18 protein-coding genes are annotated in these 24,790 nt (G+C 46.9%); 2 read left to right on the top strand and 16 right to left on the bottom strand.

Annotation, left to right across the window (positions count from 1 at the left end):
- Positions 1-57: 57 nt before the first annotated feature.
- The 3 genes from FEM55_RS16170 to FEM55_RS16180 form a co-directional block, all read right to left on the bottom strand.
- Complete coding sequence (locus FEM55_RS16170) at positions 58-468, bottom strand: response regulator (RefSeq protein ID WP_138282379.1); 411 nt, start codon at positions 466-468, stop codon at positions 58-60.
- Positions 469-485: 17 nt separating this feature from the next.
- Positions 486-2,354: a PAS domain S-box protein gene (locus FEM55_RS16175; RefSeq protein ID WP_229209292.1), complete on the bottom strand. Its 1,869-nt coding sequence runs from the start codon at positions 2,352-2,354 to the stop codon at positions 486-488.
- 122 nt (positions 2,355-2,476) lie between these two features.
- Positions 2,477-2,908, bottom strand: a complete 432-nt coding sequence (locus tag FEM55_RS16180) for a DoxX family protein (RefSeq protein ID WP_229209293.1) — start codon at positions 2,906-2,908, stop codon at positions 2,477-2,479.
- A 100-nt stretch (positions 2,909-3,008) separates the two neighbouring features.
- Here FEM55_RS16180 and FEM55_RS16185 point away from each other — a divergent pair, with 100 nt between their 5' ends.
- Together FEM55_RS16185 and FEM55_RS16190 are read left to right on the top strand one after the other, a co-directional pair.
- Positions 3,009-3,362: a winged helix-turn-helix transcriptional regulator gene (locus FEM55_RS16185; RefSeq protein ID WP_138282381.1), complete on the top strand. Its 354-nt coding sequence runs from the start codon at positions 3,009-3,011 to the stop codon at positions 3,360-3,362.
- A 254-nt stretch (positions 3,363-3,616) separates the two neighbouring features.
- Positions 3,617-4,447: a hypothetical protein gene (locus FEM55_RS16190; RefSeq protein ID WP_229209294.1), complete on the top strand. Its 831-nt coding sequence runs from the start codon at positions 3,617-3,619 to the stop codon at positions 4,445-4,447.
- Between the two features lie 163 nt (positions 4,448-4,610).
- Here FEM55_RS16190 and FEM55_RS16195 read toward each other — a convergent pair whose 3' ends face one another.
- From FEM55_RS16195 to FEM55_RS16255, 13 genes are all read right to left on the bottom strand, one after another.
- Complete coding sequence (locus tag FEM55_RS16195) at positions 4,611-8,069, bottom strand: PVC-type heme-binding CxxCH protein (RefSeq protein WP_138282382.1); 3,459 nt, start codon at positions 8,067-8,069, stop codon at positions 4,611-4,613.
- A 325-nt stretch (positions 8,070-8,394) separates the two neighbouring features.
- Entirely contained in the window at positions 8,395-9,630 is a 1,236-nt protein-coding gene (locus FEM55_RS16200) for an SGNH/GDSL hydrolase family protein (protein ID WP_138282383.1), read from the bottom strand.
- Between the two features lie 420 nt (positions 9,631-10,050).
- A complete protein-coding gene (locus FEM55_RS16205) occupies positions 10,051-10,599 on the bottom strand; it encodes a hypothetical protein (protein ID WP_138282384.1) in 549 nt (182 codons plus the stop codon).
- Between the two features lie 146 nt (positions 10,600-10,745).
- Complete coding sequence (locus tag FEM55_RS16210) at positions 10,746-11,567, bottom strand: alpha/beta fold hydrolase (RefSeq protein WP_138282385.1); 822 nt, start codon at positions 11,565-11,567, stop codon at positions 10,746-10,748.
- Between the two features lie 207 nt (positions 11,568-11,774).
- The gene (locus FEM55_RS16215; RefSeq protein WP_138282386.1) at positions 11,775-12,680 is read right to left on the bottom strand and encodes an NAD(P)/FAD-dependent oxidoreductase; all 906 of its coding nucleotides are present in this window, start codon (positions 12,678-12,680) and stop codon (positions 11,775-11,777) included.
- A 270-nt stretch (positions 12,681-12,950) separates the two neighbouring features.
- Positions 12,951-13,652, bottom strand: coding sequence for a type 1 glutamine amidotransferase domain-containing protein (locus tag FEM55_RS16220; RefSeq protein ID WP_229209295.1), 702 nt, complete (start codon positions 13,650-13,652; stop codon positions 12,951-12,953).
- 126 nt (positions 13,653-13,778) lie between these two features.
- Entirely contained in the window at positions 13,779-14,693 is a 915-nt protein-coding gene (locus tag FEM55_RS16225; RefSeq protein ID WP_138282387.1) for a helix-turn-helix domain-containing protein, read from the bottom strand.
- A gap of 12 nt (positions 14,694-14,705) precedes the next feature.
- The gene (locus FEM55_RS16230) at positions 14,706-15,593 is read right to left on the bottom strand and encodes an NmrA family NAD(P)-binding protein (protein WP_138282388.1); all 888 of its coding nucleotides are present in this window, start codon (positions 15,591-15,593) and stop codon (positions 14,706-14,708) included.
- A gap of 165 nt (positions 15,594-15,758) precedes the next feature.
- Entirely contained in the window at positions 15,759-17,543 is a 1,785-nt protein-coding gene (locus tag FEM55_RS16235) for a RagB/SusD family nutrient uptake outer membrane protein (protein WP_138282389.1), read from the bottom strand.
- Between the two features lie 24 nt (positions 17,544-17,567).
- Positions 17,568-21,047: a TonB-dependent receptor gene (locus FEM55_RS16240; RefSeq protein WP_229209296.1), complete on the bottom strand. Its 3,480-nt coding sequence runs from the start codon at positions 21,045-21,047 to the stop codon at positions 17,568-17,570.
- Positions 21,048-21,284: 237 nt separating this feature from the next.
- A complete protein-coding gene (locus FEM55_RS16245) occupies positions 21,285-22,268 on the bottom strand; it encodes a FecR family protein (protein ID WP_138282390.1) in 984 nt (327 codons plus the stop codon).
- Positions 22,269-22,372: 104 nt separating this feature from the next.
- Positions 22,373-22,951, bottom strand: a complete 579-nt coding sequence (locus tag FEM55_RS16250) for an RNA polymerase sigma-70 factor (protein WP_138282391.1) — start codon at positions 22,949-22,951, stop codon at positions 22,373-22,375.
- Between the two features lie 282 nt (positions 22,952-23,233).
- A complete protein-coding gene (locus FEM55_RS16255; protein ID WP_138282392.1) occupies positions 23,234-24,769 on the bottom strand; it encodes a sulfatase family protein in 1,536 nt (511 codons plus the stop codon).
- Between the last annotated feature and the right edge of the window lie 21 nt (positions 24,770-24,790).

Consider the following 24,790-nt stretch of genomic DNA (forward strand, 5'->3'; position numbering starts at 1 on the left):
GGGTTTCCACTGACAGGTTTTTTTAACCGTATCCTGGAAATTGCGAATGATGAAAGGCTAGCCCAGAATTTTCAAATTGCACCGGTTGTACAGATCCTCTGCATAGGAAGAGTAGTCAATAAAGCTTTCCGGCTTCACCAGATAATCAGACGCACCCATCCGAATGCATTTTTCCATCACCGATTTTATGGAGGAAGTTGACGTGATAACAACAGGAATACGGGCATAATCCTCTTTTTCCCTGATTTCAGAAAGGATATCGTAGCCGTTTTTGCCCGGCATGTTCAGGTCCGATAAAATGATGTCGGGCATGACCTGGGCTGACTTGTCCGAAAGCCATTCAAATAAGGTATTGCCGTTTTTTACATCGCCGATGATATCAAACAGACCGGAAGCGTTAAAAGACTCTTTCATAAAGAACAGCTCGTCCTCATCGTTTTCCACAATCAATATCTTGTATTTTCGCATAATCTGTATCGTTTGTCCTAGCTTTCCCTGATTGTAAAATAGAATGTCGTGCCTTTGCCCGGTTCGGATTCGAGCCAGATCCGGCCCTGATGGCGTTCCACTACTTTTTTGGCGATGGCAAGCCCCATTCCTGTGCCCGGATAATCCTTGACCGTATGCAGCCTTCTGAAAACATCGAATACTTTGTTCAGGTCATTGTGATCGATCCCGATTCCGTTATCAGTCACCTGAAATTTCACATATCCGTTTTCCGCTTTGCACCGGATGGTTATCTGCGGCACCTTGTCGTCGGTGTACTTCAACGCATTGCTCAGCAGGTTTTGCAGAAGCTGAACAAGCTGGATGCGGTCGGCGTCGATGCATTGCGTGGCGGGATCAATCGCCACGGTGATTTCAGCTTTTGAAGCATCAATGGACGCTTTCAGATTTTGAAGTGTGTAATCGATCAGTTCTGTTATCTTGATATTTTCTTTTACCAGTTCATTTTTGCTGATCTGCGAATAGTCCAGCAGATTGGTTATCAGGCCCTTCATCCTGTTTGCCGCATGGATCGACTTTTCAAGATAGGTTTTCAGGTCCTGAAACTGCCCTTGATCCAGCTTCATATTCATAAGCTGCAGAAAACTTTTCAGCGTCCGGACCGGCTCCTGAAGATCATGCGAAACAATGGAAGTAAACTGCTCCAGTTCCTGGTTTGCAGCAGACAGTTCGGCATTGGTGGCAGTCAGCTCTTCGGCCAGCTGACGTGAACTCTGGTAGCTTTCTTTAAGCGCCTGTTCCGTCTTCTTTCTTTCCGTCAGATCTCTGGTCACTTTTGAAAAACCGATCAGGTTCCTGCTCGTATTATAGATGGCGGTAATGACAATATTTGCCCAGAAACGTTCTCCGTCTTTTCTCAGTCGCCATCCTTCTTCTTCATATTTGCCAACGGCCCTTGCTACGGTAAGTTCATAAGCCGGCTTGCCGTTCAGAATGTCTTCCTCCTGGTAAAAAATGGAAAAGTACTTGCCTATGATTTCCTTGGCATCATAGCCTTTTATTCTTTTTGCACCTTCATTCCAGCTTACGATCCTGCCTTTTTCATCCATCATAAAAATGCCATAATCGCTTACCTGCTCCACAATGGAACGATAGCGCTCTTCACTTTCCCGGAGCGATTCAGCGTTTTTCTGTCTTTCAGACAAGTCGCGGGTTACTTTGGAAAAGCCAATCAGAACATTATGCTCGTTGTACAGTGCCGTAAGTACGATACTTGCCCAGAATACAGAACCGTTCTTTTTGACACGCCAGCCTTCTTCCTGATACATACCGGTTTGCCTGGCAATACGCAGTTCCATTTCCGGCTTTTTACTGGCAAGGTCATCCGAAGTATAAAAAATGGAAAAGTGCTTGCCTGTGATTTCACTGGCAGAATAACCCTGAATGTACTTGCCTCCATCGTTCCACGTCACGATATGGCCTTCCGTATCGAGCAGGAAGATGGAGTAATCCTTTACACCTTCGACCATAAGGCGATAGCGCTCTTCACTATGCCGCAGGCTTATTTCTTCTTTTTTCTTTTCGTTATTATCGCGCAGGACACAACTGTAACCCTGAAACTGCTGTGCATCGTCGAAAACCGGTGCAAGAATGGCCTGGCCCCAGAAGCGGCCCTGTGCTTTATGGGACTTCCAGCCTTCAGCTGCAAACCGGCCCGTTCTGAACGCCATGTTCAGCGCATATTCCGTCTTGATTGCATCGGCGACTTCATCGTTAAGCTTTGAAAAAGATTGATTCAGCAGTTCATGTTCCTCATAGCCAGTAATCTGTGTGACCATCGGGTTACAATAGATCATATGGCCATCTTTGTCGAGCATCAGAATGCCATCCGCGATACTGTCAAGCAACAAATTCCATTTTGTAAACATCCGCTATTATCGACTGTAATTGTTTTTTCAAAAATAATAAAGGCCTGCTTTCTACCCAAAAGACATTTTTACCGTTTTTCTCATCCATGTCTTTGCATGGGTCATTTCGGTAAAACAGGAACTTTTACAAATCTTCCCCATGCTATAAAAACGGCCGTAAGGGCAAAAAAGACATTGGCCCCGATTACTGAGGCTTCGTTCCGCATGATGTGAAAAATACTTGCGCATCCCATCAGCATAATGACTGCACAGGCTGTAAACGGCGTCAGTTTTGGCTGGATACGGGTCAGTGCAGGCAATATCAGCCCGGCTGCTCCCAACAGATCAACGATTCCGGTGAAATTCAGCAGGGCGGGAGATACCGCACTTGTCCACGGCCACATTCCGGATAATTGTGCAGCGGGATAAAACAGTTTCATTACACCTCCCCACGCCATGCTGGCGGCCAGTAACACCTGTGCTGTCCAGAGGGCAAAATGCAGGGTACCTGAAAATTTTTGCTGGTTGGTCATCTCTTTATCGATTTTGTTCATGCAAACGTATCTATCTTTGCTTTACGCCTGATAGTACTTCCATTCCGGATAGTACTTCCCGGTTGGATAGTATCGTGAAAACCTTTTATTCGAAGCAAAAATGTTAACCAAAGGCGGATGTCCGAAAAGTGCGCTTTCCATCAAAGATGCACTGGAAGTGCTGGAAGGAAGATGGAAGCTGCTGATCCTGTTTGCGCTGTCGTCGGGTAAAAAGCGGTTCGGGCAACTGGCAAGGGAAGTTCCGGGAATAACCGATAAAACGCTGTCGAAAGAGTTGAAGAATCTGGAAGCAAACAAGCTGATAACGAGGCGTGTTCTGGATACTTTTCCGCCCACGGTGGAATATGCCATTACAGAACATGGCATGTCATTGGAAAAAGTAATGGAAGAACTGCATTTCTGGGGATTGGCACACCGTAGTCTCATCATCGGGACGCCTGTAAATGCAGAATAACGGAAACAGCTGCCGTATAAGATTTATGCCGATTCTTCTGCATGCCGGCTTTCTTCTGACCATAAAGCCGGATTGATGATTTAGTTTTCGGTTGAAGCGCTTGCTGTCAGGAACTTAATGGCAATCCAACAATGTTCATGCAGCATCTAATTCATCACCTTATGCTATTTCGCTACTGGAAAGCGGCTGCCGTTTTCTGCTGTTTGATGCATGCTGATTCTTTCTGCCAATCCCTGAAACCAGGGCTATCCGGCATGGCGCCGTCCAAATGGCTGACTTTCAGAAATACGCATGCTCCGGGGAAAGTGTACAGCTTTCCGAATGCAGGTTCCCGGCGGTACACGCATGAAGAATATTTTGCAAGAGTATGGCTACCGGTCGTACACAGCGAAAGAGTGACCGTGTTAATGGGCCCGAGTTACCGTACCGAGCAGTTTGAACTGAAAACAACGGGTGAAAACCCGATCAGCCGGATGAGTAACTGGAACCTGCGTTCCTATGCGCTGGATGTCAATGCTGTGGTCAGGCTGGACAGCAGCTCATGGCTGATTGCAACTTCGCATTTCAATAAAAGCGGAAATACGGCTGAGTTGTCATTCAGACAAATTCCTGTGAATTATACGTTGTCTGCTTCATATCTCCGGAAAAAGTCGCTGAACAAGGAACTGGGTTTCGGTATCTTGTTTAATCAGAGTTATAAGCTGACTATTCTGCCTGTTCTGATCTATAATCATAACTATGCTGAAAACGCCGGTTTTGAAATCATGCTTCCAAAGAAAATAGCCTGGCGGAGAAATCTTTCGGCCAATGACATTCTTTATCTGAAAGCTGAATCCGTAACGAGAACGTATTATACCAATCACTGGGCAAGCGAAGTTCCCGATGTATGCAGGCGGGTGGATGTGGATATGGCCGTAACCTACAACAGAAAACTGGGCAGTATGATCGGAATGGAAGTTTCGGCCGGGTACAGAAAAAATTTAAGTACCCGACTGATTGAAGGCGCTGTTCCGCTCCGGACTTCCGGGTTTGCCATGACATTTGATCTGTATGTTCAGCCGCCTAAATTCAAAGGTAAAAAGTAGCTGTCGGCTGTTAGCTCTTGGCTGTTAGCTAGCAGCTATTTGCCAAAAGCTACTTAGTTCTTTTGAAATAGAAATATAAAAAAACAGCCCTGACTTAGCAGCAAACGGGTTGCAGGCTGCTTTGTCAGGGCTGTTTGTATTTAAAAATACGTTTCTTTTCTGTTTATCTTCCCATTACCAGACGCGTTTGCGCACCTCCGTTCTCTGCATCCTGCAATTGTACGCTCAGTGCATTCTGTTTGAACAACTGACGGTCGATAGCCAGTGTAAATACATGAATTCCTTGCGGAAGATCAACGGCAATGCCGGATTCACTTAGCTTGACAGGTTTTTTGTCAACCCAGACCGTAATGCCATTTGTTGAATTAAAGCCGAGATTTACGTTTCCTTTGGTCAGGATTTCAATTTCAAACCGGACCATGCTGAAACGTTTGCCGTTTTCATTTTCCATTTCAGGAATTTCGTCCATCGGCAATGTGCCGGCTACTTTGCTGTAAATCGGCTGTGTAGTTACTTTTGCTCCTTTTCCGGTGATGAACGATCCGGTGCTCAGCATTCTGGAGGCAGTTTGCTTGTCCGCACTGACAGATTCCCAGTTTCTGACAAAGCGCGTATTCGAAACGCGGAAGTCGCCCGATTCTCCCATTTTGGAAAGGAACCCGACAAGGTCCACAAACTCCTGCTTGCTCAGGCTGGCAGTCAGTCCCGGAGGCATCAGCGAGCCCGGCACTTTTTCCATTACCTGAACCTGGCTTTTGGCAACCGAAACTTCTTTGCCCGCAACGTCGCGTATAATGATGTCCGAAGAACCGTCGCTGATCAGATAACCCATCAATTCGGAGCCGTCTTTTTTAACCACGCGTTTCAGGTCGTAGCCTTCTTTGATGGAAAGATTGGGATAAAGAATGGAACGGATGATGGTTTCTGCCGGCGAACTGGTGCCAAGGCTGCTCAGGTCCGGTCCGATATGGCCGCCGGCACCTCCGATGGCATGGCAGGTTGTGCAGCTTGTGCTGGCCCTGCGGAAAACAAGTTCGCCTTTGGCAGGGTCCGCTTTATCCGCCACTACTGCAGCCAGGCTTGCAATATCCCTGTCGTTGAGTTCCTGAGGCATATTCTGGACCGGCAGCGTTCCGCCGGAAGCTTCCAGCGCTTTGTTAAGGTCCGTAATTTCCGTAATCCGCTGACGAGTCCAGCCTGCACGCGCCTGTACAAGCTGTCTTCCGATTTTTGCCGTTGCTTCCGGAATTTTATTGGCTGCAATGGCTTCGGCCAATGCTGCCGCTGCCGGGTTGCTTGGGATGAATGCCATAAAAAGATCACGTATATCGGTATCCGCCGGCAAAGTCCGCATCAGTTCCGTGGCAATGCGTGCGCCTTCGGCGGGATTGTAAGCGGCTAGCTGTGAAGCGGCAATGATGCGTACTTCCGGTGTGTTTTTCGGGCCGGTCATTTCAGTCATGAGCTTTATTGCTTTTTCCCTGTCGATCATGCCCAGTGCGCCCAATGCTGCTTTTTTGGTGCCGGGCGTTCCGGTCTGGACGAGGTTGGTCAGACGGCCGTTCAATTGTTGCAGTTTCCATAAACCGGCCAGGCGAATGGCGCTGAAACTTGTTGTTTCATCTTCGTTTCCGATGAATTCTGCAATGCGTTCGGGACTTTTGTCCGGATTTACTTTCCGCTGGCTGGCGGCATCGACCAACGTTGCCAGTTGTGCATTTACATTTTTATCTTTGTTTTGCACCGTCAGATCAAGCAGCATGTTCAAATCTGCGGTCTGGCCGTATTTGGCAATGGAACTGAGCACATCTTTCTGGTATTCTTCCGGTACCTGGTTTTTACCGTATAAGCCGATCAGTTGAGAAACGGCATCCGGCGAACTCACTGATTTCAAGGCATAAACCGTTTTTTTTGCATTGCCCAGAAAGTCAGGCTGTGTTTTTATACGTGAAACCCATACCGGTTCCAGTTCACGGACAGTCTGCCAAAGTGCAAAGTCCAGAAACTCGTCCATTTGTGAATCCAGAACCGAAAGTGCCTCGCGTGCCGCTTCGGGCGTTTTGGTTTTACGAAGTGCAATGACCGCTTCCAGCCGGACCTGCGCGTGTGGGTCTTTCACAGCTTTGGCAAGAATAGCCGGTACATTGGCGATTCGGGCATGCCAGAATTCAAGCGCACGCAAGCCGGCCGCACGTGCATTGTGACTTTCAGCATTGATCACGCTCAGCAACAGCGGTTCGTTCACAACATCCAGTGCCTGATATACCCAAAGTGCTTCCAGCAGATTGTGTTCATAATTCTTATCTTTTTGATCCAGATTGCCAACCCAGGCCTGCAGAGCCGGGATTACTTCTTTGGAACCGCGTTCTTTCAGTACTTGTCTTGCATTGGCGCGTGTAAGGTCTTCCGGTACTTTCAAAGATTCAAGCAATTCACTGACAGAAGCTTTGTTCAGTTTAGGCGTTTTTACCAGAGGACGGTTTTTAGCCACAATTTTCCAGATACGCCCGTGTTCCTGATCGCGGCGCGGATCAAAGAAATCTACTTCTCCGTGCTGGATAATCGGATTGTACCAGTCGGCAATATAAATAGCCCCGTCCGGGCCTACGTTAATATCCACCGGTCGAAATGCGACGTCATTGGTCCAGATCAGATCTTCCATTTGTTTGGATGAAAAGCCGCTTCCCTGTTCGCTCAGTTTGAAACTGTTCACCCGGTTTGCCCGGAAGTCGTTTGTGATCATTCTTCCCTGCCACGCATCCGGCAAATGCCTGCCTGAAACCACATCGAGCCCGCTGTGCTTCGGCTGTCCGGGATTGAGGCCGCGGATAATCCTTTCGGCACCCTGTGCAGTCACAAAAGTAGCGCCCGGAAATGCATAATTAATTCCTTCACCGCCGGCGCCATCCGTCATAAAGGATTGTCCCCACTGATCAAACTGCAGTCCCCACGGGTTCACAAGCCCTCTGGAATACACGTCCAGTTCCAGTGTTTTCGGGTTCAGCTGCCAGGCGCCGCCGGCTTCCAGTCTTTTAATGCCGAAAGGTGTTTCCACATGGCTGAAAATATAAATGGACTGATTGAAATACAGCTTTCCTTCCGGTCCCCATCTGAAGGTATGGATGAGGTGATGCGCATCTCCAGTACCAAATCCGCTGAGGATGCGGCGTCTTTTATCCGCTTTTCCATCGCCGTCGGTATCGGCAAAATGCAGTATTTCGGTCGAGTTGGCAACATACACGCCGCCGTCACCCGGAAGTATGCCGGTCGGCGTAGTAAGGCCCTCTGCAAAAATGGTCGTTTTGTCCGCTTTGCCGTCATTATCCGTATCTTCAATCACAAAAATCTTGTCATTGGCCACTTCGCCCGTTTTAAGGTGCGGATAGGCGGTACTGCTTACAACCCAAAGGCGGCCATCGGCGTCCCAGTTCATCTGAATCGGTTTTGCTACCAAAGGTTCTGCGGCCCAAAGCGACACTTCAAAACCTTCGGCCACCTTGAAGGAAGCAAGTTCCTTGGCAGGATCCGGGTCTTCATATGTATTTCGCTGGTTTACCGTTGAGGTCATCAGCACGATCAGCGGCAGGAGCAGGGTTCCGTAAAATAGTTTTATTGCTTTCATGTTTGTTTTGCGGTTGGCTTGTAGCTATTGGCTGTTAGCTTCTAGCGGTTTGCTTTGTTATTAAATGATGTTTTTCTTTCCGTTTTGTTCTTGAAATTTAATTTAACCTTGCCCGATGTGTGTTAATGACTGTCAAATCAAGCAAAATCAAACGTTACACTGCCCAATAATCCAACTTCACTCAAGCTTATAGTCATACTGGCCCTCACAACCCATAACCATCTCATTTCCCTTTTCTTCTTCAACCTAAAATCACAACCCATGACCACTTCATGTCACTTTTCACCTGACCATGGCAACCCATGACTATATCATGTTCCTTTTTTTACTTCAAGGCACTAAGCTGATAAATTGTTTCCTTCGGCATGCGGTTCAGTGCAATTTGTCCTTCCAGGTACTTGATCAGAATATCCTGATCTTTAAGGTCTTTAACATGATTGCCTTGTTCGTAAGAACGGAATCCGATGATGTATGTTTCGTTGATGGGCCTGTACTGGAAAAAATGCAGTTCATTTTTCCGATTGATCATTTCACGGATTTCAATCGCTTGCGTATAAGACGGTCCCTGCTTTATTTCAACTCCTTTTTCCCAGTCACCGGCAGAAGCTGCGGCAATCTGGATGCCGTTGGCCGTAAGTGTGTAAAAACCTTTTTTCAAACCGGATATTTTAAGTACCGGTGCATCATCAGGCATTTTGGCAGCGGATGCCGGAGCCGGAAGCGGAAGAAACTTTTCATGGATCGTGAATTTCAGATCATTGCCCGAACCAAGCATTTTGGCATTGCCGGAAGCAACGGTTTCCTTTTTGGAAACCGTAATGGCAGCTGTTTCTTTCTCTGCTTTCAGGCCCAGCCCTTTTTCCAGCACATTGGCCAGATAATAATATCCGGTTTCATTCAGGTGAACACCGTTTTCGATGATGTTTTCCTTTTTGCTGATTTCCTGAATGGGTTTGTAAATGTCAATAAACTGCTTGCCGCGCTCGGAGGCAATTTTGGAAATGGCATTGCTGTACAGTTCCAGATCCGCATTTCGTTTGGACAGGTTTATGGATGTGTCTTCCGAGAACACCGGAATTGTTGACAGCAAAATGGTTTTTGCACCAAGTGAATCCATTGTATTGAGCAGGCTGTTCAGGCCGTTCCTGAAATTAGCCAGACCCGCTTCTCCTTCCTGCGCTTCAATGCCGCCGTAACCGAGGAAAACAACGGTGGGTTTGGCATCCGCAATGTTCCGCATCAGGTGCTGATAAGCAGTAGGCGGATTGGTAAAAGTGCTGCGGGCATCACCCCATACATTATCTCCGGACCAGCCAAGGTTACGAAAAGTTACGTTCCGTTCAGGAAAACGGGTTGTGAGCGCCAGTTCCAGATAACCAAACTGAAAGTCGTTTTCAAACAGTGAATTGCCAAGAAATACAACGCGGTCGCCATTTTTCAGGTCAAATCCGGTAGTACTGACGGCGGTACGTGCCGGCTGGTTCTGTGCGTAGGCCGGATTGCAAAGGAGTGTAATGAACAACAATAAAACAGGGCTAAGCATAGCCGTTATCTTTCTCATGCATTTTGGGTTTAGGTAATTTATTCTCTAATCGTTGGCAGTCCATTTACTTGTTTATCGCTTGCATGCGCAAACTGATTTTTTATCCGTCCGATTTCCTTTGTGCGCATAAGCAGGCGTAAGCAGGCTGCAAAACAAGGCTTATATTAAAAAAGGATTATTCGATTATTTTTACTGTTCATTATATAGTTGAATATTTCCGGTTTGAAGCTCCGGCTGCGTTCAGGAAGTTTAGTTTGTGAACAGTATGCAGAAACCGGGAAGGGCGTGATGCGCAAAGGAGAGTAGATATTTTAGCAAAGGAAATTTTCATCCGGAAATCGGATCCTGATCATATTCCGGATTCAGGCCGGATTTGAATGCGCATGTATTTCAGAAAACGGGATTGTTAAACCGGAAAATGTTATTTGTGCCAGTGTTCTATTTTGCCAAAAGTTTGCCGACCGCTTTCAGGATGGCTGTTCTGTTTTTCCGGTCTTTGAGGAAGTTGGGCAGCTTTTCAACCATGGTCGTATAATCCGTTGTAAGCCGTTCCCTCAAAGTCGATGACACGTAATCACTGATTTCATTCAAATGTCTTTTGTTCAATGCCCAGAAAACATTTCCCTTGACTTCACATTGCAGCCATAGCGGCAATCCAAAAATCGGGTCGTTCAAGCCGGAGTCGTTATATTTTAAAATATATTCCTCATTATCAGGCTCAAATGCTCTAATAAGTTTGCAATGGGGACAGTGAACAATAATGCTGCTTGATTTTTGCTTATTATCAGGTACACATTGCTCAAGAGTATTTTCACAATAAGGACAAGTGCGTTTAATCACAGCATTATACCTGATTCTATCAATAGCTTTTTCTACAAGATGGCAATTGTAGCAGGTTAATTTTCCACTTTTAAATTGATAAGGTTTGTCGGTCCTTACAAATGCTGCCTGTTTACATTTCGGACATTCCACAATGTATTCATCCATATAGGACTGCAGAACCGTTGCATTTCCTGAATACCTTTTATGATCAAACGTCATGTTAAAAACCGAATTAGCTATTTATTTATAAAAAAAGCTGTCAATATAGTTGACAGCTTTCTGATTATTAAGTTTAATTTATGTTTTTCTTGTTACGACTTGATAAATGCCAGAATATCCGCATTGATGGTTGTCGCTTCCGTGGTCGGCATGCCGTGCGGGAAACCGGGGTAGGAGATGAGCTTGCCGTTTTTAACCAGTTTTGCCGCTTTTACCGCCGTAAGTTCAAACGGTACGATCTGATCGTCTTCGCCGTGCAGAATCAGCACCGGCACATCCACGCTTTTAAGGTCTTCGGTGAAATCCGTTTCTGAAAAGGCTTTGACACAGTCGTAATGTGCTTTGATGGAGCCCATCATTCCCTGACGCCACCAGTTGTGCCGGATGCCTTCTGAAATTTTTGCACCTTCGCGGTTATAGCCGTAAAAAGCCATTGTAAAATCCTGAAAATATTGTGGCCGCTGCGTGGCGGTACCTTCGCGGATTTCATCAAAAACGGACATCGGAATGCCGTCCGGATTACTTTCGGATTGTGCCATCACAGGCGTTACCGCACTGACCAGCACGGCTTTGGCAACGCGGCCCTGTCCGTATTTTGCAACATACCGGATGACTTCGCCGCCGCCGGTGGAATGTCCAACATGAATGGCATCTTTCAGATCAAGTGCTTCTGCAAGCTCGGCAACGTCAGCTGCGTAAGTTTCCATTTCATGTCCTTCCGCGCTCTGGCCGGACCGTCCGTGTCCCCGGCGGTCATGCGCAATAACCCGGAATCCTTCTTTCAGGAAAAACATCATTTGTGCATCCCAGTCATCTCCTGACAACGGCCAGCCGTGATGAAAAACGATGGGCTGTCCTGTTCCCCAGTCTTTGTAATAAATCTCGGTGCCGTCTTTTACAGTGATTTTGCTCATGTTGCTTGGGTTTTGATTGTGGTTTGTTACTAAACTTTTTAAAGATATGCTTTTGTCCCAAACCAAAAAATACCGTCTGCGTATAATGCATTTCATTCTTTGTCATTTCCACACCTGACCCGAAAACCGTAACTTCAAAATCAGCTTTCAGACTTCGCTTCATGGCTGAAATGGGCTGTTTTTTGCCATGTTTTCCGGCGGTGTTACTCAGAATGCTTCATCTATCAAAGCCTTATTGACAAATGCGCCCGCCATGGCACCTGATGAAACCGATACGGAAACAGCTCTTCCGAAGCTGGAATTGTCACCTGCTGCATAAATGCCGGGAACGGTGGTTTGCTGGAACATGTCTACTTGAAGCAAGCCATTTTCAGAAAGTTTACAACCAAGCTGTTCCGGAATGTCACAATGCTGTGCAAACGGCGGCCGTGCATAAATGGCTGAAACGGCTGCTTCGCTGTTATCCTTGAATACAATGCGCCTGATCTTGCCTTTGTCGTGTGATAAAGCGGCTATTTCCTTTTCAACCATGCCGATTCCGTGTTCTGTAAGTTTTTCCGCCTGTTGCTGCGTGAATGTTGATTTCCCGTTGGTGAAAATAGTCAGGTCTTTGGTCCAGTTCAGGATCATTTTTGCTGTTTCAAATCCTGCATCACCATTTCCGATTATGCCTGTTTTTTCATTTCTAACTTCGTAGCCATGGCAATAGGGGCAATGCAGAATGGAAATTCCCCAGCAATCCGCAAAGCCTTCCAGCTCCGGCATCCGATCTTTCAGCCCGGTTGTGAAAATCAGCTTTCTGGAAGTAAACCGTTTGTTTGCCGAAGTTGTAATTTCAAATCCGTTTTCTGTTTTGGTTCCGGTCACAGCCTTTCCGTCATAAAAATGAACGGTAGGATATTTTTCCACCTGCAATTTGCCGGAAGCTGCAATCTGTTTCGGTGTTTCACCGTCATGCGTCAGGAAGTTATGTGAATGCGGTGTCTGCGCATTGCACGGTTTCCCGCTGTCGATTACCAATGTTTGTCTGAGTGACCTGCCAAGGCTCATGGCAGCGGAAAGGCCGGCGTAACTTCCGCCAATAATGATAACTTCAAAGTCTGTTCTGTTCATTTTCTTACTGCGTTAATCCGGCAGGCAGCAGAAGCCCGCCTGCTTTTATGTAATGCCGTAAAATTAATGAAAGTTTCTTTAAATGCAACATTGTTGCATTTAAAGAAAAGCAGTTGCTTTGGACCCATTTTCCCGTTCATCCCGGCATGCTCGCAGCGTTGGTTTACTATTCCGGAATCCGTAATTTTGTTTAACTACGGAGTAACATAAAACAGAAAAGCAGCCATCGGGCTGCTTTTCTGCTGAAATGCTTCATATGCTTTCTTTTGATCAGCTTACCCCGACCGGCTGGTTTTCCAGGATTTGAATTAAAGCTTTTGCTGTCGGGCCTGCTGATAACGGATTCTGGCCGGTTACCAGAAGCGCGTCCACTTCAACGTGTACTGTAAACGGAATGATTGCGGAGTGAAAATCGGCATTGTTATCTTTCAAACGCGTTTCCAGTTCATAAGGCACATTACTGGCGCGAAGCGATAACGTTTCTTCTGTATTAGTAAAACCGGTAATCTTTTTGCCGGCAAGAAAACCGGGCCTCAGCAATTCGGCAGCAAGCAGCGCGGCCGGACCGTGGCAAACTGCGGCAACGGGTTTGCCTGCATCCAAAGTATTCAGTATCATACGACCACTTGCATGATTGGTCGCCAGATCCCAGATCGGGCCGTGGCCACCGGGATAGAAAATGGCATCAAACGCCGCAGCATCCACTTCTTCCAGACGCTTTGTGTTGTTAAATGCATGCTGTGCCGCTTCGTCATTCTGGAACCTTCGGTTGGAAGCGGTGATGTTTTCAGTAAGCAGACTCATCGGATCAACCGGCGGCTTGCCGCCCTGCGGACTGGCCAGCTCTATTTTGTAACCCTGATCGATGAACTCGTAATAGGGATCGGTAAATTCCCCAAGCCAGACACCCGTTTTGCTGTCTGTATTTTCCATATCCGCGTGCGAAGTCAGAATCATCAGTATATTTTTCATAATCTTGAAATTTTAATGAACATGTTAAAGTCTGATGCTGGCGGAAAAATATCATTCCAGCCCAAATGCTCATCATCATTCCAAATCTTCCCTGATCCCTTTTTCCAGTTTCCTTTATCCCTTTTCTCAGTTAAACGACTGTCGGAATTCCAGCGGCGATACGTTCGTTTTTGTCTTGAACAACTTGCTGAACGACTGCGGATGCCCGAAACCCAGTTCGTAGGCGATTTCACTGACCGACAGATTTGTGGTTGATAATTTTTGCTTGGCGTTTTCAATCAGTTTGTCGTGAATATGCTGCTGCGTGCTCCGGCCCGTCAGTACTTTCAGCAGACTGCTCAGGTAATTGGGCGAAACGTTCAGCGCATCAGCAATGAACTGAACCGTAGGCAATCCTTTATTTACCAGCGATCCGTTATTGAAATAATCCGCAAGATTGGTTTCCAGCCGATTCAGGATCTGATGATTGGCGACTCTTCTGGTAATAAACTGCCGGTGATAAAACCGCTCCGCATACGTCAGCAGCAATTCAAGCTGGGCAATCATTACGGTCTGGCTGAACTGGTCGATACTGGCATGATATTCCTGCTCGATGTTCTGCATGATGCCGATAACCGTGTTTTCTTCTTTTTCCGACAAATGCAGGCCTTCGCTGACCGAGTAGCTGAAATATTCGTATTTCCGCATGGCATTGGCAAGCGGCGTGTTCCAGAGAAAATCGGGATGAACGAGCAGCAACCAACCCGAATGCCGGATTTCTTCATCCGCCTCGATCGAAATAACCTGTCCCGGCGAAATAAAGATCATGATGCCTTCGTCAAAATCATATTCCTGCTGTCCGTATTTCATCTTTGCATTGAAATTCCGTTTCAGCGCAATGGAGTAAAAGTTGTTCACCAAACTTTTCGGCTCGTCCTTTTTCAGCATCTTCATGTCCGCAAAATTGATCAGGCTGATCAGCGGATGTTTGGGCTTGGGCAACTTCCTGAACTGATGAAATTCACGGATCGTCCGGATCGTATACGGCTGCATGTTGGTCATGACGGCATTTTGTTAATTTTTTTCAAATTCAATGGCAAATTCACGGGCAAAATCTTTCAGTTTCACTTTCCCCATTTCTGCCGGTTTGTTCCGGAAATAATCTTCCGACAATGCACCGCTGTGAATGCTTGCGAACATTTCCACCATTTTTCCGGCAAGCGTTTCCGGCATGCCGTTTGAAAGCAGGTTGTTGAGCATCTGTTCGTCGGATATAATTTCCCATTTTAAATCCGGCTTTCCAATGGCTTCTCCCAAAACTCCGGCGATTTCAGTTCCCGTAAGCTCTTCACTCACTACATAGCGTACTTTCATGCCGTTCACAGGCGTTTCCAGTTCGTCCGCAATGGCCGCGGCAATATCCATCGGTGAAACCAGAATTATTATATCATTTCCGCCGTAATTTGCCGCCATCACTCCGGTGTGTTTGATCATGTCCAGAAAACTATACAGATTATAGTGGAAATAACTGGGCCGCATGTGCGTGATATTCAGGCCCGGAATGGCGTTCAGAATGCTTTCTACCCGGTTTGAACCCAGAATAATTCCTGTTCCTTTGTCCAGATCAGCGCCGTAACTGCTTAAATGGATGAAGCGTTTTACGCCGCTTTGCACAATAGCCTGCGCATAAGAATTGCCGACTGAAGTATAATATTGCAGTTGATCCGGAGCGGCGTAATTAGGCGGAATCATGCCAAATACTGCATCTGCACCGGCAAAGGTATCAGCCAGAAAACCCACTTCGTCCAGCGAGCCGATTGCCGCCGTTGCTCCGAGTACTTCAATGTCCTGCTGCTTTTCGGGCTTGCTGCTGATGACCGTAACGGCATGTCCTTTTTGCACGAGCATTTCTGTGAGCGGCTTGCCAATATGTCCTAATGATCCTGTTAATATGATTTTCATGTTGCTTTTTTTTATGCAAAGTTGCGCTGTGCCGGACGAATGTCTGTAGTCTGATCTATGGTTGTTGTAGCCAAAAAAGGAATTTGCCTTTTCATCAAATAAAAAAAGCTTGTCGCACCCGAAAGCGCGACAAGCCTGCTGTTTCAAAATGCATTACTTCCTAAATCAGTAACCCGGATTCTGAAGGATTTTTTTGTTCTGGTCAATAACTGGCTGCGGAATCGGGTTCATGTACATCTTTTTGGTAAAAACGTGCGGATGATTCAGCCCGACGACTTCGTAAATCCATTTGCCTTTGTTGTCATTCGGTGAGCTGTTGGTGATTTTCATGCCGTGAAAATCCTTGTTCATGACGTCCTCGGCAATTGCCCAGCGGATAATGTCGTAAAACCGTTTGGTTTCAAAGCAAAGTTCCACGCGCCTTTCGCGACGGATGGCGGTACGCATGGTGTCTTTGGTCAGACCGGCCGGCAGATCGGGCAAATTCGAACGTTTGCGGATGGCGTTGATTGCTGCATAAACACTTGCGTCCGGGCCTTTTGCTTCATTTTGTGCTTCCGCATAATTCAGTAAAACTTCGGCATAGCGGTAATAAACGTAATTCTGGCCGCTCGCCGCACCGCCCCTTGGTTTCAGTGGATTGATCTTCTTTTTGAAATAATAACCTGTGTTTCCTACATCATCTGTTCCGAAATCAATCTGGTTTTTGGAAGGCCGTACCTTATCGATCCGCGTGTAAATCGTGTCCACTTTTGCCATCCAGTCCTGCTTGTAGGGTGCGCCGTCGTATACAATGAAATCATAAAAGCGCTTTTCCCGGTTTTTGTACGGGTTCTGCGGATCATATCCGGAAGTCGGGTCCGTGATCGGTTTTCCGTTGGCCATTGCAAACTGATCCACCAATTCCTGCGTCGGACAGTAATTTCCCCACGTATAATAAACCCCGTCGATCCAGACCGGGCCGCCGTATTGTTCGTAGTTGGAACCCATAATCACTGAAACGATCTGCCGGTCCCAGATGATTTCCGGATTGTATTCATTTTTTTCCCACCATAATGCATTGATGTCCGGGAAAAGACTGTATTGCCCGCCAAACGTATCCATGAATTTTTTGTTCGTTGCCGCTGCATTTTCCCATCTTTTCGGATCGTAATTGCCGAATGCAACGAGTTTATTGGGATCGCTTCCTACCGGCGGAGTCGCCGTGTTGAATGCCGGGCTCGCCGTGTACAGTTCCAGCCAGCCTTTCAAAGCCAGTGCGGCACCGAGCGTAGCCCTGCCGGCATCGGCATCGCCTCCGTTGTACTTGACAGCCAGTGCATTGTTGTTTACAATTTCGTCCAGTTCTTTGATGATGAAATTGAACGTTTCCTCAAACGTGCTGCGCTCGCGGTACAGTTCAGCTTCTGTCATCGTATTTCTGTCCAGCACTTCCGTTATAATCGGCAGACCGCCCAGATGCATGAACATTTCGGAGTAATAGTAAGCGCGTAAAAACCGGACTTCATCGAAGCGTTTCTTCATGTAAGCTTCGGAAAAGTTGGCTTTGTTTTCGGTTACTTTCTGGATAAACAAATTGCATTTCCTGATCTTCAGAAAGCCTGCGCTCCACGTTGCATAATCCGTTGCATTGCCGTTTGCATGATCCATCGGTGTGCCGAGGTTCACGGCCGGGTCCACGATTCCCTGCCGCCAGCTATACGATTTCCAGTAAAATCCCGCGTCGTTGTCGTCGGTAAAGTTGTCGAGGTTATCGGGTGAATTCCATTTGTTGGAAAGCGTGCTGTAAATGTCGTTCAGGAAAAGATCTGCATTTCCTTCCGATGCCCACTGAATGTCATCCGTCAGCCGGCTTTTGATCTGATTGTCCAGAAAATCCTCTTTGCAGGAAGTGGTAAAAAAGCAGATTCCCAGTGCCGTGGCAAAAATGAGCTGTTTGATATTTTTCATAGTTCTTTCAATGCTTTGTATAAATCAGAATGTCACATTAAGCCCGAAAACATAGATTTTCTGGTTTGGATAAGCTGTTTCGCGGTCTGTATAACCTACTTCCGGGTCCATAAACTTCATTTTGCTGAGTGTAAACAGGTTTTGTCCCGAAGCATAAATCCGTACGTTCTGGATTTTGATCGATTTAGTCAGACGGGACGGAAGCGTGTAACCGATGATGGCCGTTTTCAGCCGGATGTGGTTCATATTCTGCATCCAGAAATCGGAAAGCTGCGTGTTGTTCGCATAAGGTGCCTGCGTAGCACGCGGGTAACGTGCATCCTGGGTTGCAGGCGTCCAGTGGTTATCGTAATATTCGTAGCTGGAATTGCTGTTGTTGTTATTGAACGGAATGGTCTGGAACTGGCGGATATCCAGGTCCGCCATGGACGATCCCTGGAAAAACAGGTTCAGGTCAAATCCTTTCCAGCCTGCATTGGCATTCAGCCCGTAGCTGAGAAACGGATAAACCGGATTTCCGATCACGGTTTCATCATTGGAATCAATTTTGCCGTCAGGAACACCGGCCGGTCCGTTGATGTCGGCATAGCGGATATCGCCCGGGTGCAGCGTTCCGAATTGTGCAATGTTGTAACCGTCGGCGGAATTGATGATGCCGTCGTCATTGGTATCATCCTCAGTACTGAAAATCCCGAGCGTTTTATAACCAAACTGCGTTCCGAGCGGGCGTCCCGTGCGGCTTCTGTTCGGATTGTTGCGGGTCGCGGCCGTTTCATATACCTTGATCATTTTGTTTTTGGCAAAACTTACATTTGCTGTGATCCCGAGCCGCAGGTTGTTCTGGAAATTATAGTTGGTACCGGCACTGACCTCAAACCCGTTGTTTTCCATAATTCCGCCATTTTCATCAGCCAGTGCCAATCCGTATTCCACCGGTACGCTGACAGCCGGAGGCAACAGCATGCCCGTCCGTTTTTCATGAAAGTAATCGGCTTCCAGCGTCAGCAATCCACGCCAGAAAGAGGCTTCCATACCGATATCTGTTTTTGTGGCAATTTCCCAGGTGATATTGGTATTGGGTTCGTTCGGCACTACGGCGCCCTGCACCATGGAACCCGTACCGAAAGCATAGGCATTTCCGTTGAGGTTGTAACCCGTCAGATACTGAAAAGCGGTTCCGGCAAGGTTTCCGGATTTTCCCCAGGAGCCGCGCATTTTCAGGTTGTCGATCCAGTTGATCTGTTTGATAAAACCTTCTTCCGATAAAACCCAGCCTGCCGAGAATGCCGGAAAGTAACCCCATCTTTTGCCCGGCGCAAAGTAGTAGTGGCCATCGTAACGGCCGGAGGCTTCCAGCAGATATTTGCCTGCATATGCATAACCGATGCGATACACATATCCGATCTGGCTGCCTGTGGAAGAGGTTCCGCCGTTGTCAAAATCGTTTTTATTGGAACTGCCCATGTTCAGCTCGTCCACATCCACGGCAAAGTTGTTGCGGCGTGCCGTAAACAGCTCGTACGTATTGTTCCGGGCTTCCGCAACAAGCAATCCGGTAACATCATGCTTGCCGAATGTATTATGGTAATTCAGGTAACCCTGGTATGTAAACGTCTGTGTTTTGATAAACTGCTGCGCCAGCCAGGAAAATGCCGCTGCGCCGCCTTCGGAAGTGGAAATTTCCCGCTTGTACGTGTAAGGCGTGGTGTTCAGGTCCTGCGTGTAGTAGTAGAAAGGTTTGTGATAACCTTTCTTCGTACGCTGGTTGGGGTCGTAGCTGAACGTTCCTTTTAAACTAAGCCCTTTGATAAAAGGCAGTTTCTGTTCGATGGCAATGGTCGTGAGCAGCGTGGTGCTGGTATTGCGCGTGTAACCTGCATTCAGGATCCCGACCGGCGAATTTCCTGCAAATTCTCCCCATAACCCGTTACTGTAATACAGGCTTCTGGTTGGAATATACTTGAAACCGTTCCTGAAAAGGTTGCCGGCGGAAACAGCGGTATCTACCGAAGAAACGCGCTCCACCGATCCGATCAGTGATAATGACACGGAGGTGGTTTTGGTTGCTTCCGCCGTGATGTTCATGTTGTAGCTGTAACGCGCATATTTCACCGGATCAAACATGCCGTTCTGTTTCAGAAAACCCAGCCCGGCCTGATACTTGATGCGTTCCGAACCGCCGCTTAATTGCAGGGTGTAATTCTGCATGGGCGCTTTCATGTTCACCAGTTCTTTAGTATTGCTGATCGGGTAGCGGTCGGGATCTTCGCGGTTGAGGTTGATGTAATTTTCAACCATATCCGGTGCAAAAGGCAGTTGCGTGCCCGCCGGGTTTTCGTTCAGATAGGCTTCGTTTTTCAGCCGCATGTAATCCTGCGCACTCAGTAGCTTGGGATAATAAGTGGGCGTCTGCGTACCGTAATAGCTGCTGAATGACAGGGTAGGAGCGCCCGCTGCGCCTTTTTTGGTTGTAATTAAAAGCACGCCGTTTGCGCCGCCCAGCCCGTAAGGCGCTACCGCAGCCGCATCTTTCAGTACCGTTACGGTCTCTATGGAACCCGGATCAATCTGGCCGATATTGTCGCGGATAATGCCGTCCACGACGACAAGCGGCTTGTTGTTTCCCGTGGTACCGATGCCGCGGATGTAGATCTGCGGCGAGTCGCTTCCGGGCTGTCCTCCGTTCGGACGCATGCTCACGCCAGCCACGCGGCCTGCAATGGAATTGGAAATATTGGGAACCGGATTTTCCGCGATTTCACTTCCTTTTACCGAAGCAATCGAGCCGGTCAGCGTGGATTTTTTCTGTGTGCCGTAACCAACCACCACGACTTCGTCCAAAGCTTTTGTGTCCAGCTGCAAAGCCACATTCAGCGAAGTACGGTTGCCGACTGCAATTTCCTGAGACAAATAACCCACAAATGAAAAGATCAGCACGGCATTGGCATCCGGTACTTCGATCTGAAAATTACCCGAAACGTCCGTTGTGGTTCCGCGCTGTGTTCCTTTCAGAATAATGCTTACGCCCGGCAGCGGTTCGTTGGTTTCCGGCGTCGTCACGGTTCCTTTGATGGTCAGTTCTGCATGAGCCTGCGTTGCGGCGGGTTCCGACGGTGTTTCCTGAGCACTTGTTTTTTTGGAAGTTTTGGATAAAAGAATCTGGTTATTCCGGACGCTGTAACCGATTTCAAGCGGCGTAAGCAGTCTGTTGAGCACTTTTTCAAGTTTTTCCTGATGTGCCTCAATGCTGACGGTTTGTTTAAGGCTCAGCAAATTGCTGCTGTAAGCAAATTTCACCTTTGCTTCCTGTTCGATTCTCTGTAATGCCTTGTTCAGGGTTACATTTTTCAGCTCCATCGTAACATCTTTGTTCAGAAGCTCCTGTGCCGGCGAATTGCGTGCAAAAGCCATTGCCGAGAACAGACCAATGCACATTAGCTGGTAAAATGTCAGACGCATGATTTTGGGTAGCAATCCCTGCCGTAGATGATAATGTTTTTTCATAAGTTTACAGTGAATTGGTTGAAATGTTAGCAATAACAATCCTGCTTAACTGCCTGTCAGCGAGTTAATGAACTGCATGTTCCGGGATAATTTTTAATCCGTTTACGTCAGGAGTGTTTGCCCGCTCCTGATTTTATTTTTGACTAAAAATGTCTTTCAAGCGGTGTTTCAGGTAACCATCGGAGCTATGAGTTAGGTGTAAATAACAGATTTTGTATTGTTACAGTCGGGCTGGATCTAGTGGCAGCCTTCACCACGAAGCGTAATGGTTTCGCCTTCCATCTGATAAGTTGTTCCCAGCAAGGCATCGATCATTTCCAGGATTTCTGGCAGTCGCTGGTTATCAAAATCTACTTTCAGGCGGCACTTTCTTATTGCGGGATCTTCAAATTCAATGCTTACATGGAAAATGCGGTTGAGCTTTTCCGCCACTTCCGACATGGGTATTTCGTCAAAAACAAGCGATACCGCTTCCCAGCTTTCATTGTAAAACGGCTTTTCAGGAAGCGTCTGAACAATCATTTCGTAATTATTTTTAGCAAAAACCACTTGCTGCCGGGGACGCAAAATAACCGGTTTGCCTTTTTTTACAGTGCCCACTTCGACCATTCCCGTCGCTACGGTAACCATGCAGGTTTTTTCACCGGCATTGGCACGGACATGGAAGCTGGTGCCCAGCACACGCGTTTTCAGCTCACCGGAATAAATCGTAAACGGCCGGGATTTGTCCGGTTTGACGTCAAAAAAAGCTTCTCCTGAAAACCTTACGTTGCGTTGTGAAAAGGATTTCTGGTAAGAAATTCTTGCACCTGGATTGAGCCAGACCAATGTGCTGTCCGGCAAAATATAGCGTATGATTTTTTTGTCCAGATTCTGAAAAGTAACGCGGTCCGAAACTTTGTTATGCATCCCGACCAGGTTTTCAGAAGGCTTGTAATAGAAAAAATAAAGGATTCCCAATCCGATGAAAAGTGCCGCCGCGACCCGGAGTGCATAGTTACGGAATACGGTAAACAGCTCGACTCTGCTTTTTCCGCTTTCGTGTTCGGCGATACGCGTCTGGATGCGTCCGTATAATTCATTCTCGTCCGTATCCGTGTCTGCTGCATGTTCATATTCCAGTTGCCCATACCATTCATTGACAAGCTGGCGCTCGGTTTCGGTGCAAGTACCGGACAGGTATTTCCGCAGCGTTTCGGGTGACGGGATCGGATGCTTCATTAGGTGTATGTTTTACACTTATAACCAGTTTCAACAATACAGTCTGTAAAATCGCTTCCGAACCCTTAGTCTAATGTGAATATTTTATTAAAAAATTGTATAACTCATATTGCAGGAAGAAAAAGCACGGCAAATGCGATGTAATCCTTCATTTCCACGCGAAGGATTTTCAATGCTTTGCTGATATGCGCTTCCACCGTTTTTTCGGAGATCTGCATGGAAGCGGAGATTTCCTTTAGTGAGTAACCTTTGCGGCTCAGGATGAAAACCTCGCGGCATTTCTGGGGAAGTTTGAGCAGTGACTGTTCATAAAATTCATGCAGGTTATTGAATTCCAGGTATTCACTGGTTTCATTGTCGAGCACTTCCTCATCGTCGTGAAATGCAATGGTCTTCTTTTTTTGCTCCTGATGAAAATAGTTGATGATATTGTTCTTCAGCATGCCGTTCAGATACGCCTGAATGTTTTTCTGAATGTCGAACTTATGCCGGCCGAGCCAGAACTTCACAAATGTTTCCTGCACAAGGTCTTCCGCCGTTGATTTCAGGCCCGTTTTGCGGATGGCGGTATGTACAAGTAACCGCACGTTACGCCGGTACAGCTCACGAAAAGCAAGTTCTTCGTCGCATTGACAAATCAGCTTCATCAAAGCTTCTTCGGAATAAGTGCTGTACAAGTGCATTGGGACGGTTTTTAGGATTATTGATTGAAATAATTATCCTTACATCAGCAAAAGACAGCGTGCAGAACTATATAATGATCAAATTAGAAATAATTCATGCCGGTGAATAGACATGTAAAATGCGGTTTGTAAGTAGTGAGATTTTAGATGTGTGAAAAAAGAAAAGCTTTCCATACAATCAAAGCGGACTTCGGTTTGTATAAAAAGCTTTCTGTTCCATGCGCTATTCGGGAGCGGCACTTATTTTTTGTATTGACCCCAAACGACACTTATTCACAAAAATCAGATCGGGCTATCGAGAAGTTTCAACGCTTCGTCATCCTTGTACTGAACGATGAGTGATTTCAATTGCTGTTTCAGCGTTTTTACAAGGGCTTCATTGGACTTGTCGGCATAGACATTTCTGAGTTCGTGCGGATCTTTTTCCAGATCAAACAATTCCCATGAATCATTTCCGCCATAGAACCGCACCAGTTTGTAGCGCTTCGTCCTGACGCCGAAATGCGGGTAAACATGATGCGGAAAAGGAAATTCGTAATAATGGTAATAAGCTGCTTCCCGCCACGGCGTATTCCGTTTTGCATGCTGATCAAGCAAAGGCAGGAACGATTTCCCCTGAATCTCAGCCGGGATTTTGGCGCCGGCCAGATCCAGAACTGTCGGTGCCCAGTCGATGTTTGAAACGAGTTGCTCCACTTTTGTTCCCGGTTTGATAACACCGGGATAACGGATTACAAAAGGCGTTTTAAGCGATTCCTCGTAAATAAACCGTTTGTCAAACCAGCCGTGTTCGCCCATGTAAAAGCCCTGATCGGAAGCGTAAATGACCACGGTGTTTTTGGCCAGACCTGTTTTGTCCAGATAATCCAGGATTTTGCCGATGTTCCGGTCCAGTCCGTTTGCAGTCGCCAGGTAATCCTTGATGTAACGCTGGTATTTCCATTCGGTCAACGCTTTGCCGCTCCGTTTTTTATCGTCAAATTCTTTGGTGATCTTGTCATAATAATCTTTGAAAATTTTCTTTTTTTCATCGGAGAAAAACTTGTAACCCGGCACTTTTTCATAATCCAGATGCACTTTGAGGTCTTCTTTCAGACGCATTGTTTTCTCTATGCTCATATCCTGATCTTTTGCAGCCGACCGGCCGGCATAATCGTCGTAAAACGTTTCAGGAAGCGGAAAGTCGATGTCGTCGTAGGCGCCCAGATCCTGCAAATCCGGATGCCATTCCCGGTGAACCGATTTCTGGCCTACAACCAGGAAAAACGGTTTTTTCTGATTGCGTTTGTTGATCCAGTCCAGCGAAGTTTCGGTTATGATATCCGCCACATAACCTTGTTTTCTGACCGTGTCGTTCGGAGCGGTGATGAATTCGGGATTGTAATAAATGCCCTGTCCGGGCAGGATATTCCAGTAATCAAAACCCGTCGGAAGGCTGTTCAGGTGTAGTTTTCCGATCCATGCGGTCTGATAACCGCCTTTTTGCAGAATGTCGGGAAACAATTGCTGCGTAATGTCAAACTTGGTCCTGTCGTTATTTTTATACCCGTTGATATGGCTGTATTTTCCCGTCAGCAGTGTGGCGCGGCTGGGTCCGCATATGGAATTCGTCACCAGGTTATTCGTCAGCAAAGCGCCTTCTCTGGCGATGCGGTCAATGTTCGGCGTCTTTGCAAATTTATTTCCATAAGCGCCGATCGCCTGATAAGCATGATCATCGGAGAAAATGAAAATAATATTGGGACGTTCCTTTGTCTGGGCGAAAATGCCGGAAGACAGGCTGAGTAAACAGTACGCGATGAAGGTTAATTTTTTCATTGATACAAAATGGTTTTCAGA

The sequence above is a fragment of the Dyadobacter sediminis genome (genome assembly GCF_005860765.1).
Taxonomy (GTDB): domain Bacteria; phylum Bacteroidota; class Bacteroidia; order Cytophagales; family Spirosomataceae; genus Dyadobacter; species Dyadobacter sediminis.